The organism is Bifidobacterium hominis (genome assembly GCF_040095915.1).
Lineage (GTDB): Bacteria > Actinomycetota > Actinomycetes > Actinomycetales > Bifidobacteriaceae > Bifidobacterium > Bifidobacterium hominis.
Map to the genome: position 1 here is coordinate 239838 of NZ_JBBMFR010000002.1, position 12792 is coordinate 252629.

At 56.7% G+C, this 12792-nt stretch carries 13 protein-coding genes and 1 tRNA gene; 1 reads left to right on the forward strand and 13 read right to left on the reverse strand.

The window, feature by feature from the left end; all coding sequences use genetic code 11:
* Positions 1 to 36: 36 nt before the first annotated feature.
* Genes WMO36_RS02485 through WMO36_RS02495 form a run of 3 tightly spaced genes read right to left on the reverse strand, consistent with a single transcriptional unit; the run spans position 37 to position 2425 of the window.
* Complete coding sequence (locus WMO36_RS02485) at positions 37 to 804, reverse strand: carboxymuconolactone decarboxylase family protein (RefSeq protein WP_065439206.1); 768 nt, start codon at positions 802 to 804, stop codon at positions 37 to 39.
* 51 nt (positions 805 to 855) lie between these two features.
* On the reverse strand, positions 856 to 1902 hold the full coding sequence (locus tag WMO36_RS02490; protein ID WP_004222018.1) for a zinc-dependent alcohol dehydrogenase family protein: 1047 nt from the start codon (positions 1900 to 1902) through the stop codon (positions 856 to 858).
* A gap of 58 nt (positions 1903 to 1960) precedes the next feature.
* Entirely contained in the window at positions 1961 to 2425 is a 465-nt protein-coding gene (locus WMO36_RS02495; protein WP_072043408.1) for a MerR family transcriptional regulator, read from the reverse strand.
* Positions 2426 to 2865: 440 nt separating this feature from the next.
* Here WMO36_RS02495 and WMO36_RS02500 point away from each other — a divergent pair, with 440 nt between their 5' ends.
* Entirely contained in the window at positions 2866 to 3555 is a 690-nt protein-coding gene (locus tag WMO36_RS02500; protein ID WP_004222014.1) for an ECF transporter S component, read from the forward strand.
* Between the two features lie 161 nt (positions 3556 to 3716).
* On the opposite strand, the gene bsh is transcribed toward WMO36_RS02500, so the two are convergent.
* The 10 genes from bsh to WMO36_RS02550 all read right to left on the reverse strand — a co-directional run bounded on the left by bsh (position 3717) and on the right by WMO36_RS02550 (position 12759).
* Complete coding sequence (gene bsh / locus WMO36_RS02505) at positions 3717 to 4667, reverse strand: choloylglycine hydrolase (protein ID WP_055063397.1); 951 nt, start codon at positions 4665 to 4667, stop codon at positions 3717 to 3719.
* A gap of 319 nt (positions 4668 to 4986) precedes the next feature.
* Positions 4987 to 5727 carry a YoaP domain-containing protein gene (locus WMO36_RS02510; protein WP_055063396.1) on the reverse strand — a complete coding sequence of 247 codons (741 nt, stop codon included), beginning with the start codon at positions 5725 to 5727 and terminating at the stop codon, positions 4987 to 4989.
* Positions 5728 to 5820: 93 nt separating this feature from the next.
* Positions 5821 to 5896, reverse strand: a tRNA-Asn gene (locus tag WMO36_RS02515).
* A 117-nt stretch (positions 5897 to 6013) separates the two neighbouring features.
* Complete coding sequence (gene tsaD / locus WMO36_RS02520; RefSeq protein WP_004222006.1) at positions 6014 to 7057, reverse strand: tRNA (adenosine(37)-N6)-threonylcarbamoyltransferase complex transferase subunit TsaD; 1044 nt, start codon at positions 7055 to 7057, stop codon at positions 6014 to 6016.
* Positions 7058 to 7105: 48 nt separating this feature from the next.
* Positions 7106 to 7681: a ribosomal protein S18-alanine N-acetyltransferase gene (rimI, locus tag WMO36_RS02525; RefSeq protein WP_117660934.1), complete on the reverse strand. Its 576-nt coding sequence runs from the start codon at positions 7679 to 7681 to the stop codon at positions 7106 to 7108.
* A gap of 9 nt (positions 7682 to 7690) precedes the next feature.
* Entirely contained in the window at positions 7691 to 8500 is an 810-nt protein-coding gene (gene tsaB / locus WMO36_RS02530) for a tRNA (adenosine(37)-N6)-threonylcarbamoyltransferase complex dimerization subunit type 1 TsaB (protein ID WP_055063393.1), read from the reverse strand.
* A 74-nt stretch (positions 8501 to 8574) separates the two neighbouring features.
* Complete coding sequence (tsaE, locus tag WMO36_RS02535) at positions 8575 to 9117, reverse strand: tRNA (adenosine(37)-N6)-threonylcarbamoyltransferase complex ATPase subunit type 1 TsaE (protein ID WP_095279867.1); 543 nt, start codon at positions 9115 to 9117, stop codon at positions 8575 to 8577.
* A 91-nt stretch (positions 9118 to 9208) separates the two neighbouring features.
* On the reverse strand, positions 9209 to 10186 hold the full coding sequence (gene holA / locus WMO36_RS02540) for a DNA polymerase III subunit delta (RefSeq protein WP_065434674.1): 978 nt from the start codon (positions 10184 to 10186) through the stop codon (positions 9209 to 9211).
* A 33-nt stretch (positions 10187 to 10219) separates the two neighbouring features.
* Positions 10220 to 11971, reverse strand: a complete 1752-nt coding sequence (locus WMO36_RS02545; protein ID WP_022245651.1) for a ComEC/Rec2 family competence protein — start codon at positions 11969 to 11971, stop codon at positions 10220 to 10222.
* A complete protein-coding gene (locus WMO36_RS02550) occupies positions 11968 to 12759 on the reverse strand; it encodes a ComEA family DNA-binding protein (RefSeq protein WP_004221989.1) in 792 nt (263 codons plus the stop codon). The genes WMO36_RS02545 and WMO36_RS02550 overlap by 4 nt, the downstream gene beginning before the upstream one ends.
* Positions 12760 to 12792: the final 33 nt, after the last annotated feature.

A 12792-nucleotide genomic window follows, 5' to 3' on the forward strand; every position in this document is an offset into this window, starting at 1 on the left:
CCCTTTCGTACTGAAGCGAACGAAATCCTACCGCAATCAGCCTTGCATCTGCTCCGCTGCATCGTTGATGCAACGAATCGCATTCAGCGTACGCGGATACCCGATATACGGCATGCACTGCGAAATAACGGCAATCAGAAATGCCTTCTCATTGCCTACGCCCATATTGGCCTTCGCATGAGACGTCAGCTGCGGCTCGCAACCGCCCTGCGCGGCAAGGAAGCACAACGTGATCATTTCACGCTCACGCGTGCTCAAGCCATCGCGCGTGTAGTAGTCGCCGAAGCAGTTGCAGGCAAGCCACTTGTTGATGTGTCGCGTATCTTCGGGGCCGGATTGCGTGAATCCACGCATTCCTTCACCGAAGATTTCGATCTGCTTGTCTTCGCCCGCCCTGGCACGCGTTTCCGGCGTGGTGGTGCCTTGCGGTTCAAGCGGAAGATGCACGTTGGCCGCGCCGAGAAAGTTGTTGAGTTTCTTCAGGAACGGCAGGGTTTTGCCGAAACCACAGTATGCGGTCGCCTGATACACCATTTCCTTGATGGCGATGGACGACAGTCCGGTTTCGTAGGCCACCGGCAGCATCATTTCGAAAGCATCCAAGCCTTGGCATCCGACCAGCACGGCAAGAATGGCCAAAGAGCGGGTTTTGTCATCCAAATCAGGATGGTTCGCTCCCGGTTCGTTCACCACTTCGTCATAAGCGAAATTCGAGAAGAATTCAATGAATTCCGGATCGGTTTGCGACAATGTCCTGTCATTATTCCAGAACGAATTCATCCGTTTGTGCAGCTCTTCAAACAAGATTTGCTTCCTTTCGTTTGATTTGCGCTTATTCTATCGTCGGTATATTGCTCAGACCTCACTGATGCGCAGCAGCGACTTTACGGTGCGGCGCTCGTCCATGGCCGCGTACGCTTCCTGAATATCGTCGAGCGTGTATTCGGAGGTGTAGACGATGCCGGGATTGATGTTGCCGTCGAGCACTTCCTTGAGCAGTCGCTGCAGATCGTACGTGCGCACCGGTGCCGGACCGCCGCGCAGACCAACGTTGCGGTAGAACAGTCCTGGAATATCGGCTTCCACGCCGTGCGGCAAGCCAACGCGCCCGACTACAGCGCCCGCACGCGCAACCTTCATGGCAGTGTCGTTCGACAATGCGGACCCTACGCATTCAAGCACGGCGTCGGCACCGTAACCATCAGTCATTTCCAGTACCTTGGCTACAGCCTCGTCGCCACGTTCCTCCACGAAATCGGTGGCACCGAATTCGCGTGCGATACGTTGGCGGTCGGCATGGCGGCTCATGGAAATGATGCGGGTGGCGCCCATCAGCTTGGCGGACAGCACTCCGCACAGGCCGACCGCACCGTCGCCGAACACGACTGCGGTGTCTCCCGGCTTGATTTCGGCGGAAGCAGCCGCATGGTAACCGGTCGACATCACGTCAGAGAGGGTGAGCAGCGATGCGAGCATTTCGTCGGAGAAGCTCTTCGCGTCGCCCGGAACGACCACCAGCGTGCCATCGGCCTCGGGAACGCGCAGGTATTCCGCCTGACAGCCCAATCCCTCGTCTCCGAAATATCCGCCGTGGGGGCAGCTGGATTCGAAACCGGCCTTGCATACCGGGCACTTGCCGCAGCTGAACGGGAACGGTACGATCACGAAATCGCCCGGCTTGGCCACGGTCACGTCGTCGCCGATCTGCTCGACCACGCCGATGGCCTCATGTCCGGCCTGAGTGTTGGGTTCCTTGCTGCCGTCGCGGTAGAACCACAGGTCGGATCCGCACACGCATGCGCGTACCACGCGGATGATGGCATCTCCCCCATCGATGATGGTCGGTTCGGCATGCTCTTCGCATGCCATCTGCTTGACTCCCTTGAAGATCGCTGCCTTCATGAGTTGCTCCTTTGTTATACGAATTGAATTAAGGTAACGTCTGCGATGACGCCTCGACTTATGCGTCAGCCTTGCTACGAATCTGTTTTTTCACTGTTTCGATGACATCGTGGTTTTCCTCCAGAAGTCGTTGCGCTTCGTCGTCATGGCCTTCCGCCACGGCACGCCAATACAATGTTTTAAGGGAAACATAGGCTTGCTGCATGCGGATGCTTTCGGCTTTTGCGGCCAAACGCAACGCCTGCGCGTCCAGTAGCGCCATTTGCCTGCGCGCACCTTCGGTTCCGTCGAAACGGTTTTTCAGATACTCGCGCATGGCGTCAAGCGGCATGCCAGTCGCAGACAAGCAGGAAATAGTGACCAACGATTGAATGTCTTCGTCGGTGTAGGCGCGATGGCCAGAACTTGGGTCACGTGCGATCGGGGCAATGATACCGATTTGCTCGTAGTAGCGCAAAGTGGATTCGGGAAGTCCGGAAATCATGGATGCTTCACGAATCGTATGCCATGTTGTAGTGCTCATACCCTGCACTGTAAAAACTTAAAGTGCTTGAAGTCTAATTGGCGTGTTGCATGCTATCTCATAGCAAAAGAACATGTAATCCTGACAATTAGCTAAGTTGCGTCTGCAAAGCGTAACTTACGTGTTCATCGTAAGGAACATCAGACCACGCTGTTTTGGACGAATGCCACCTCACAACAAAAAGCTCTTATGCTGCTGAGTTGAACGAAATCGTGCGGATTAGATGTACTGGACTGGACCGTACGCCCGGATTTGTAATATTTGTAACGATATTTTGGATACAGGGAAATCCATGATGCGTATTCGGCAAACAACACGTCGTATAATACCTTTCGTCGTTCCTGCCCGAGCCGCGCAGGTCGAGGAACGGCCCACGGCGACTGCCGCGATCTCCGACTCACGGTGCACGGCATCGACCAACGCAAGGATTCATTATCATTATGGCGAAGCCATTCTCTAAAACCGTTATTCATAATACAGACGCGAAGCTGTCGAAGCAGGTAAGGCAGCCTTTGAAAACAAACCAAGGAATACACAAGGCCCTCACATGGCGTGTGGTCGATATCGCGGTCGGCGCGGCGGTCGGCGTGATGTCGGGAGTGATGTTTTGGGTGTTCGACGGCCTGTCGTATGGTCTTTTTCCGTTGATGACTTTGATTCTTCCTGGTTCAGCGGCGCTACTTCATGCTTTGTTCTACTTCCCCGCCACGCTGGGCTCTCTGATCGTGCGCAAGCCGGGAGCTTCGGCCTACGTGCTTTTGGTCGCATCGTTCGTCGAGGTGGTACTCGGCACGAAATACAGTGTGAGCCTGGTGGTAATCGCATTGCTGCAGGCGGCAGCCGCAGAAGCGGTATTCGCACTGTTCCGCTACCGTCGTTGGACGCTCGGCGTCACCATTCTGTCTGCTTTGGCGATTGGAATCGTCTACAACTTCTACCTGCTGTTCTTCTACTATCAGGCATTCACGTTCTTCAGCCCGCGAGGCATCATCGGCACTATTTGCGAGCTGCTTAGCGCGGTGGCATTCGCCGGTTTCGGTTCCTGGGGAATGTATTGCGCTTTACGTAAGTCAGGTGTTCTGTCGCGATTCGCTTCCTCGCATAAGGAACATAACGAAGAAAACGCCTGAAAGTACGTTTGAAAGCATGCCTCGACCATTTTAATTTTTTAATCAAATCTCATCAGTTTTACTGATTAAAAGGACGCAACGCCGGCTGCGACGTTGCGTCCTTTTATGCCATCGCACATAGTGCGATTACTGCGGAATCTTCGAACTCGAAATTCCCGGAATCAATCGGCGGTGATCAGCTCGCTCGAATCCATGTCGAAGTCGGACATGGCAAACGAGCGGATCGCCGGATCCTCATACGTGTTCATGTAATACGTGTTAGTCTTTCCGGAATAACCGCTGGTGAACAGCGTGCGCTCGAACTGGCCGTTGCCCATCTTGGACATGCCTTCAACCATCTGTACGGAGGCCAGCGTGTGGAACAGACGAGACACATTGGCGGACTCGTTGTTCTGCTGTGGATAGTGCGTGTTGGTGTAGGCGACACGTACGAAACGCGACGGCGAACTCACGTCACCGGGAATGCCGTGCATGCTCACGCCGGCGCCCCATGCGCTCAGTTCCGCCTTGCCCCAAGTGGTCGGCTCCGCCATTTCGTTGCTCACGCACATGTAGTTGCGCAGGTTTTCCATATGGAAGTCGAAGGTCGGTTGATTGGTGAGCACATCCACATCGTCATGATGAACATGCATGCCATCAGCCATCTGCTCGATGACGATGCTACGGGTGCCATCGCCAATGAACCAGTGCAGCAAGGACTCCTGCTGGCCGGGCACGACCTGCGAAACGAGCGTCACGTCCTTCAACGCCTCTTCGACTTCGTCGACACTGTCGAAATTGCGTGCCACCCACAGCGGGAATTCGAAAGTGGCGACGTTTTCGGTTCCCTCGACCGGTTCGTGCGCGAAGGAGGCGTATCCGGGGAAGTTCAATCCGGCGATGGCCAAGCCGTGCTCGTTGGCACAATCGAAATACATGGGGCGATCGGCCATAACCACGCCCACGCCGATCACCGCATTCGGCTCGCTCTTGCCTTTGGCCCCATACGCATAGTCATACCGGTAGCCTCGCGGAGTGACCAGAATGGTCTCGCCGTAGGAGAAGCTCCAGTCGAGATTACGGCCGAAATATGTGTTTCCCTCATCGTCGGAGAAACGAACACCAGTGCACATATGGACTCCCTTCCATGATTTGCCGTGTTTTTCTTGCTTGCGTGTTCATGGTAAACGCCGTTTGCTGGGAAAATCTTAAGTTTTGCCCGTGGAAGAACCTAGTCTGGATATCTACGCATTCTACGACGACCGTGATCCGCTGGATCCTCGCAACCGATAGCAGAGTCTCCGTCAAACGCGCAAATTCGAGGTCTCCTGCATGCGTGTTAGAGAATAGCCCGCCTCCCGAGTCCCCAAAACACCCACCCGCTGGAACAATCCGTACGCCAACTGCCTTCTTGGCGGGAAGATTCCCCCATTGGGTGGAAGATTCAGGACGTTACAAGCCGGCCAATGCCAGAAACTTTTTGTCGGACTGGATGCCTTGGGTGAGGAATTTGCCGTCCCTAAACAACGCATACGTGGTGACCGGCGCGGGCGTACGTTGGGCGGTCTCTTTATCGGTGATATGAATCGTTTTGAATGGAATATTGTGCTCTTCCGCCGTTTGCCGCACCCGCGGAACCCAATAGCATGTAAACGGGCATTGATCGGTGTAGTAGAGCACGAACCCGTCTTCGTCCACCGCGGGATGCTTGGCGCATTCCTTGAATTTCGGCAGCTCCGCATTCTCTTCAAAAGGCAGGGCCATGAGATTGATGCCGCAATCAGATATGTCGGTCACTTCGAAACCCTTGTAGGACAGAAACTTCGGATCGGCAAGGAACTCTCGTTTGCGACCCTCGGCTGAGAGAATGCAAATGCCTTTGCGCCCCTGCTCTTTGGCGTCTCGGATGCATTCGCTCAGCAGATTACCGGAATGTCCATGACCTTTCAAAGAACCGGCCACCCATAGACAGTTGATATAGATCCACCCGTCCGCATCGATCGGCACCCATGCGTTTTCCGCCGGAATATATTCGATGAAGCATTTGCCTCGTTCCTCGCTACGATAGAAGACGAGACCTTCGTTGAAACGCTGCTTGAGCCACTCTTTTTTCGCAAGGCTTTGCTTGCCGGACATGGCACAGCAGATATGTTCCTTGTCGATGTTCTCTTCAGTGATGTGGATGTAGCTCATTTTTCCTGCACCTCTGAGTCGGGGATGCTGTATGGGCATCTTCGTTGATTCCTCGAATATGACAAAAGCCCTTGATTTCCAAGGGCTTTCAAATGGCTCCTGCGACTGGGCTTGAACCAGTGACCGTCCGATTAACAGTCGGATGCTCTGCCAACTGAGCTACGCAGGAATGCGCTGTGCACAAGACAAAAATACTACACCAAAACTTGTGGATTTCAAATCTTCAGCGTGTCACATGTGTGTTTCGACTTGCAAAACGTTTCCATACGATGCTTTCGGCCTAATCTTACATGGAGATCTTCGTCAACGGCATGGCCGAATCGATGGCGAAATCCGGGTTTGACGGAGCCACTCCCGCTTCGACCAGGTTGACGCCCAGCATGGCCACCATGGCACCGTTGTCGGTGCACAGTTTGAGCTGCGGCACACGCACCTCTACCCCATGCTCGGCCCCGACTTCCAACAGTTTGGCACGAAGCTGCGAATTCGCGGAGAAGCCACCTCCTACAATCAACGTCTTCGAATCGTACTGCTCGCAGCCGCGCATCGCCTTCTTGGCGAGTACAGTCGCCACGGAATCCGCCAGCGACGCGCACACGTCATCGACGGGAATCTCATTGCCTTGCGCCTGCTGTTCCTCGATCCAACGCGCGACGGCCGTTTTCACGCCGGAAAAGCTGAAATCGTACGGATGCTGCTGGCCCGCTTTGCCTTGGGTGAGTCCCTGCGGCACTTTGATGGCATGCGGGTCGCCCAACTGCGCATGACGATCGATATGCGGTCCGCCCGGATAGGGGAAACCGAGCAGGCGAGCGACCTTGTCGAAGCATTCGCCGGCCGCATCATCAAGCGTGGTGCCGACCACGTCGATATGACGTGCGACATCCTCAACATGCAGCAAGGACGTGTGTCCGCCGGACACGATCAAGGCGAGCGTGTCTTCGGGGAACGGGCCGAACTGCAACTGTGTGACCGCAATATGCCCGATCACATGGTTGATGCCGTAAATCGGCTTATTCGCCGCCCAGGCAAGCGATTTCGCGCCGGACACGCCAACGGCGAGGCAGCCAGCAAGTCCAGGACCTGCGGACACGGCGATCGCGTCGACGTCAGACAACGTCATGTTCGCATCGGCCAACGCCTTGGAAACGCATGGCACGAACGCTTCGGCGTGGGCGCGTGACGCAATTTCTGGAATCACACCCCCGTAACGCGCGTGCTCATCCATGGAGGATGCGACGACGTTGGAAATCAGGGTGCGCCCCTGCACTACCGAGGCCGCGGTCTCGTCGCAGGTGGATTCGATGCCGAGTACGATTGGTCCGCTCATTGCTGCTCCGTTCGCTGCTTTGCTTGCTGTTCCGTTTGGTTGTTCTGTTTATTGTTCCGCTGCTGCGAAGCCGACGATCCTCGGCTCAAGGTCAAGGCTCATGGTGTACGCGTCGATGCCTTCGGGCTGGTAGTAGCGTTTGCGCAATCCCATTTTGGCAAAACCGAACCGTTTGTACAATGCCAAGGCCGGAGTATTGTCGACTCGCACTTCAAGCAACATGCGTTTGGCCCCCTGCTCACGTGCCCGCGCAATCAACGCCTCCATCAACGAAGCCGCGATTCCCTGCCGTTGGAACCGTCTGCCGACGCCGATCGTCATGATTTCCGCATCGTCGCCGTCATACCAGAAACCGGCATAGCCGCGCACAACGGGCTGTTGTCTAGCAGAATCGCCTGCAACCGATCCAGCAACCGGCTCATCCACGGCAACGCAACCCGCAATCCCGCAATCCGCGGTCTTGCCGTCATCATCAATATCGAACAGATACGTGCGTGCTGGCGCTTGGAATTCCTGGCGAATCGACTGTTCGCTCCACGCTCCCCTGCCGAACAGGTCCGCTTCCAAAGCGGCCATCTGCGGCACTGCGATCTGTTCATCGATGCTTGTATGGTCAACGATCATGCCGTATCGTCACTCCGTGCGTTCCGCGCCGGCATGGTTGAGTACATGCTTCAACGGGTTCGGCACCGACACGTCCGGCCTGCGCAAATACAACGGTTCGACCGGCTCCGGATTCACCAAAGACTGTTGCGAAGTGGCGAAGGCCGCGAATCGTTCCAATCCGGACGCGCCCTCGTCGAGCAGCGCCTGATCGCGCACTTCGCCGCCTTCGGGAAGGCTTGCCCACGATTGCGCGTATTTCGCCGCTCCATGGCCGACGACGTCGACCACATATTCCACGTTCGGATCGGCCTGGCGAAGCCGTTCCAGCACCTCGTTGACACGGTTCGCAATCGATTCGGGATAGTCGATATCCATGTCGATCAGGGTTTCCACACAGCCGTCTTCAACGTTTGCGTCATGGTCTTCGCCTGCGCTGCCACCGGCCTCATAGCCGCTGCCATCCAACAATGTGAAATACAGCTGCTTGCGTCGCGCATCATTCACGGCGAGCGTCAGATGATGGCGGCCGTCATGCTCCGCGTTGCGCACAAGCACCTGCGGGGAAAGCACATTCTGCCCGATAAGCTGTGCACCGGTGGCGAAGGCGAGCGCTTTGGCTGCAACGATTCCTGCGCGTAGTCCGGTGAAGGGTGCAGGTCCGATGCCTACGATGATGCGGTCGATGTTTTCCGGTTTGAGGCCGGCTTGTTCCACGGTTGTGGCGATGTTCACCTGTAGTTTTTCGACGTGGGTGCGTGAGTCGGTTTCGACGATGGGGTCGTGTCCGACCATGCCGACGGTTGAGCCGTATGAGGTGTCGATCACCAGTGTCTGCATTTTGTGGAAACTCCTTATGCCAAGCTGGGAACTACTGTACAACCGATGCTGGAATCGTGCTTGCTGCTGGTGTTTTAGCGGTTGTTGCGTGTGATGTCGAAGGTTTGCCAGGATGCGCCGACGGGAATGAAGGTTACGGTGCGGGTGCCGTTGCTGGTGAGTTCGTTGTCGGCTCTGCTTGTTTCGTCTGTGCTAACGGTGTTGAGTGGCCGGTCGATGTGGATTTCGAGGCGTTCCGGTGCGAGCGCGGCTGCCATCTGTTCTCCCCATTCCATGAGGATGATGGTGTTGTCGCTGGGGTCTTCGAGTTCTTCGTCGAGTCCGAGGGATTCGAGTTCATCGAGTAGTCGTTCGATGGCATTTTGGCCTGGGGCGTAGGCGTTGCCGCCGAGTCGGTAGGCGTCGACGTGTATGAGGTGGGCGGAGTTACCGCTGGGGAATTGGCCTTTGAGTTCGCGTGCGATGGTGAAGGTTGGCGAGACGATGGGTTCGCTGATGTTGAGTCCTGCGCCGAAGCCTTGTGCGAAGGTGGTTTTTCCTGCGCCGAGTGGCCCTGAGAGGAGTATGACGTCTCCGCCGTGGGTGAGGTGTGCGACTTGTTTGCCGAGTTCGCGCATGGCTTCGCCGGTTGTCGCTTCGACGGTGACGGTTTTGGCAGTGCCTTCGCTGGTGTTTTCGTTGGCGTCAGTAATGGTTGCCTCGCTCATGTTAGTTGGTTCGTCCTTTGCTGCTGATCAGTTCGATGGATCGTTCTAGCGCGTAGACAGGGTCCGATCCGTTAGTTTTGCTTTGTTCGTCGGCCCATGCGAGCATTTGGATGCATCGTCTCATGCCGTCGGAGGTCCATCCGGAGAGCTGTCTGGTGGCGTTTTTCAGCACCCATGAATTGGTTTTCGCTTCCGCTTCGCTGATGGTGCCGGAGCGTACGGCTGAGGCTTTGGCCATGGTGCGTAGTTTCATGGCGAGCGCTCCGATGAGTGCGATTGGCGCGGTGCCTTGTTCTATTGAGGCGCGCATGGCGATGATGGCGTCGGCGGCACGTCCGGAGAGTGCGAGGTCGGCGACACGGAAGCCGTCTACTTGGGGATTTGCTGTGAGGTATTGGTTGACGCGTTCCAATGTTATGGGATTGTCGTCGAAGTCGAAGCAGAGTTGTCTTGCCATGGCTGCGAGTTCGCCGGTTTTGTCGCCGAGTACGGCCACGAGTTGTTGTGCGGCCATGGGTTCGATGCGTCGGTTGCGTCGTTCGAAGCATTGTATGGTGAAGTTGAGTTTCGCTTCGGCTTTTTTGAGGTCGGCTACGGTTTCTTTGACGGCTCCGGCTTTGGTGAGTTGGTCGATGAGTCGTTTGCCTTTGATGCCGCCTTCGTGTTGGCAGATGACGATGCTGGCTTCGGCTGGATTGTTGACGGCTTGCTTGCAGTAGGCGACCATGGTTTCGCCGAGTTTGTCGTCGGCGTTTTGCAGGTTGGATACGATGACGATTGATCGTTCGGAGAGCAGCGATGGGCTTACCGCTTCGTCGAAGGCGTAATGATCGGCGTTGGTTGCGTCGAGTTCGATGGTTTCCGCGTCGGGGTGTTTGCGTTGCGCTTGGTGGCGCAGGTCGCGTACGGTCTGCTCGTTGAGGTACGGGTCGCCTCCGTAGATGAGGTGGAAGGGCGTTGTTGCGGATGGTTTCGGCATAGTATTCAATCTCGCTGTATCGGTGGACAAGATTCATTCGTTCCATTTCATGGTTTTGAGCGCGTTGTAGGTTCGTTCGCCCCATGCTTTCGCCCGTTCGATCGGATTGTGTATGAGGCGTCGGCCCGGCAGGTTTGGTTCCGTTGTGGTGATGCGGGCGAAGAGTGTTCCGGCGAATCGTGCGGTCGTGTATCCGATGATTTCGACGAGGATGATCAGTAGCGCGCCGCCTGCGTCTCCGGTCCATGGAATGGTGGCGTGGTCTCCTGATCCGAGGTTGAGGGCCATGAATTCCATGATGGCGGTGCCCCATGAGGCGAGGCTGGCGAATATGAACCCGAGGCTTGGCAGTATCCATGAGATGGCGAGACTGGCGAGTCCGGCAAGTGTGGAGAATCCCACGAAGGGTGCGACGACCAGATTGGCTGGAATGGAGTAGACCGGCAGTTCTGGTTCGATAAGCACTTGGATCGGCAGGGTGAAGAGTTGCGCGGCGATGGTCATGGCCATGGTTTGCGCGATGAATGCCGGCATGATCGGTGTGAGCCATGCGCCTAACGGTCCTGCGAACAGTACGATGCCAAGTACGGCGGCGCATGACAATGCGAATCCGAAACTGCGTGACATGTGCGGATTGACCATGAGCATGCCCAACGTGGTCCAGCTGAGGGTTGACAGGGCTTGCGTTCTTCGGCCGAGGAACAGGAAGCCCGCTCCCGCCAAACCCATGAGCAGGGCGCGCGACACCGAATCGGATGGGAACACGCACATCGCCAGCATGATGTACGACGCGCCGATGGCGATGGCCGTGACGCGTTTGGGCAGCAGCAGGAACGAGCAGACGGCGCGCACCAGGGTGGCGACGACCGCAAGATGCCCGCCGCTGACCGCCATCAGATGCAGTATGCCCGAACGTTGGAAGGCGTTTTCAAGCAGATTGGCGTATGTGGAATCAATACCCGTGCCCGTCTGGCCATTGCCACTATCTGGAGGAACGTAATCCTGCCCAAGAATACCTAAGGTCAGGCCGGGAACGAGCACTTTCCCTTGGTCGGAAAGCCGTGACGTCTGTTCGAAGAACGCCTGCTGCATCATGCCGATCGTGCGCAATGCGAGGTTCGGTCCCCGTATGCGTTCCACGGAGGCGATGTCCGTTAGCCATAGCGGCATGGCACCGTATTGCGATATGGCGAGCGTGCCCCGCATCCGGTATTCGCCGCCTTGTTTGAGCGTGCCGCAGTCCGGCCGGTCCGCATAGACGCGCACCCGCATCATGCTTGGCTGCGTGACCTGGCTTGCCGTGATCGTTGAGATCGTCGCATCAATCTGGCAATCGTTTGCACGTCTGTTCGAATTCACTGCGGGAGATGTCGTACGTACCAGCGTGACAACGTCGCTTTCGCCGTTTCTGGCCGCGTACGAGGCCGCATCCCTCCATTGCAATACGTCGTAGGTCAACGCGGAAGACGCGCATGCCATCGCCGCGACCACGCATACGATAATGCTGAAATGCCATGCCGAGACCGCCCGCCGCACGCCAACCGGCACTCGCAGCATAGGCGATCGCAGGAACGGCAATCCCAATAATCCCAATAATGCCAGCAACGGTACCGCCAATGCCACAACGAGCGGCAGCATGCCGAACCGACCATCCCGTTCGACGCAATAGTCGAATCCCATATGCGTGGCCAAGCTCGCCGCCCACCCGCATAGGGCGGCCGGCAGCAGACGCCAATCCCTGCTCCCCTGCTCCCCATCCCGCCATTCGAACGTGTTTCCTCTCATCGTGCGCACACTTGGTCTCGGAATTTCGCCAGCGTTTTCTCGCCGATGCCTTTGACTTCCAACAGTTGGTCGACATTGTCGAAACGTCCGATCTGATTGCGATAATCGATGATGCGTTGCGCGGTCACGGGGCCGACGCCTTTCAAGGTCTGCAGTTCGTCGGATCCTGCGGTGTTGATGTTCAGCAGACCGTCAGCCGGATCGGCGGGCTCCGCTGGTCCGGATGTTGGTTCGCTCTGGCTGTCGGGTTCCGTGGATGGCTGCTGGCTTGGTGTTGTTTGCGTGGACGCCGTCTTGTCTTTCTCGGTTCCGTTCGCCTTCGATTGTTCGGATTGGGTGATCTGCGATTGTTGGAGCGCACTGTAGTGGACGGCCTGTTGGATGAGCATGGTCAGGCTTGCGCAGAGCGCGCACGACAGGGTGAGTATGGCGATGACCGCGTGGATTGGTTGGAAGACGAGTCGTGGACGGTCGCGTTTGGGCCGGTCCTGTTCAGTCGGTTTGTCGGAAGGCTTGACGCCGGCCAGATCCCGCAATGTGGGTTTTGCGGGTTCAGGCGATTGTTCAGTTGTCGCGATTGCAGTGGACGTTTCAGCCGCTGCGGAAATCTCGGATATTGAGGTTGTTTCGGATATCGCGGGAACAGCATGTTCGTTGCGAACGTTCTGCCCGCGCGCGTTCTTTCCACGTGTTTCGGGCATGCCAAGTCCGCGCAGCCGTTGCGCGGACTGCGATGCGGTTTCGGCTTGCCTGTTGCGCCTGCCCGGCGGGGTAACGATAATGCCCATGCATCCAAAGTGGAGGATGCATGGGCATGTTGT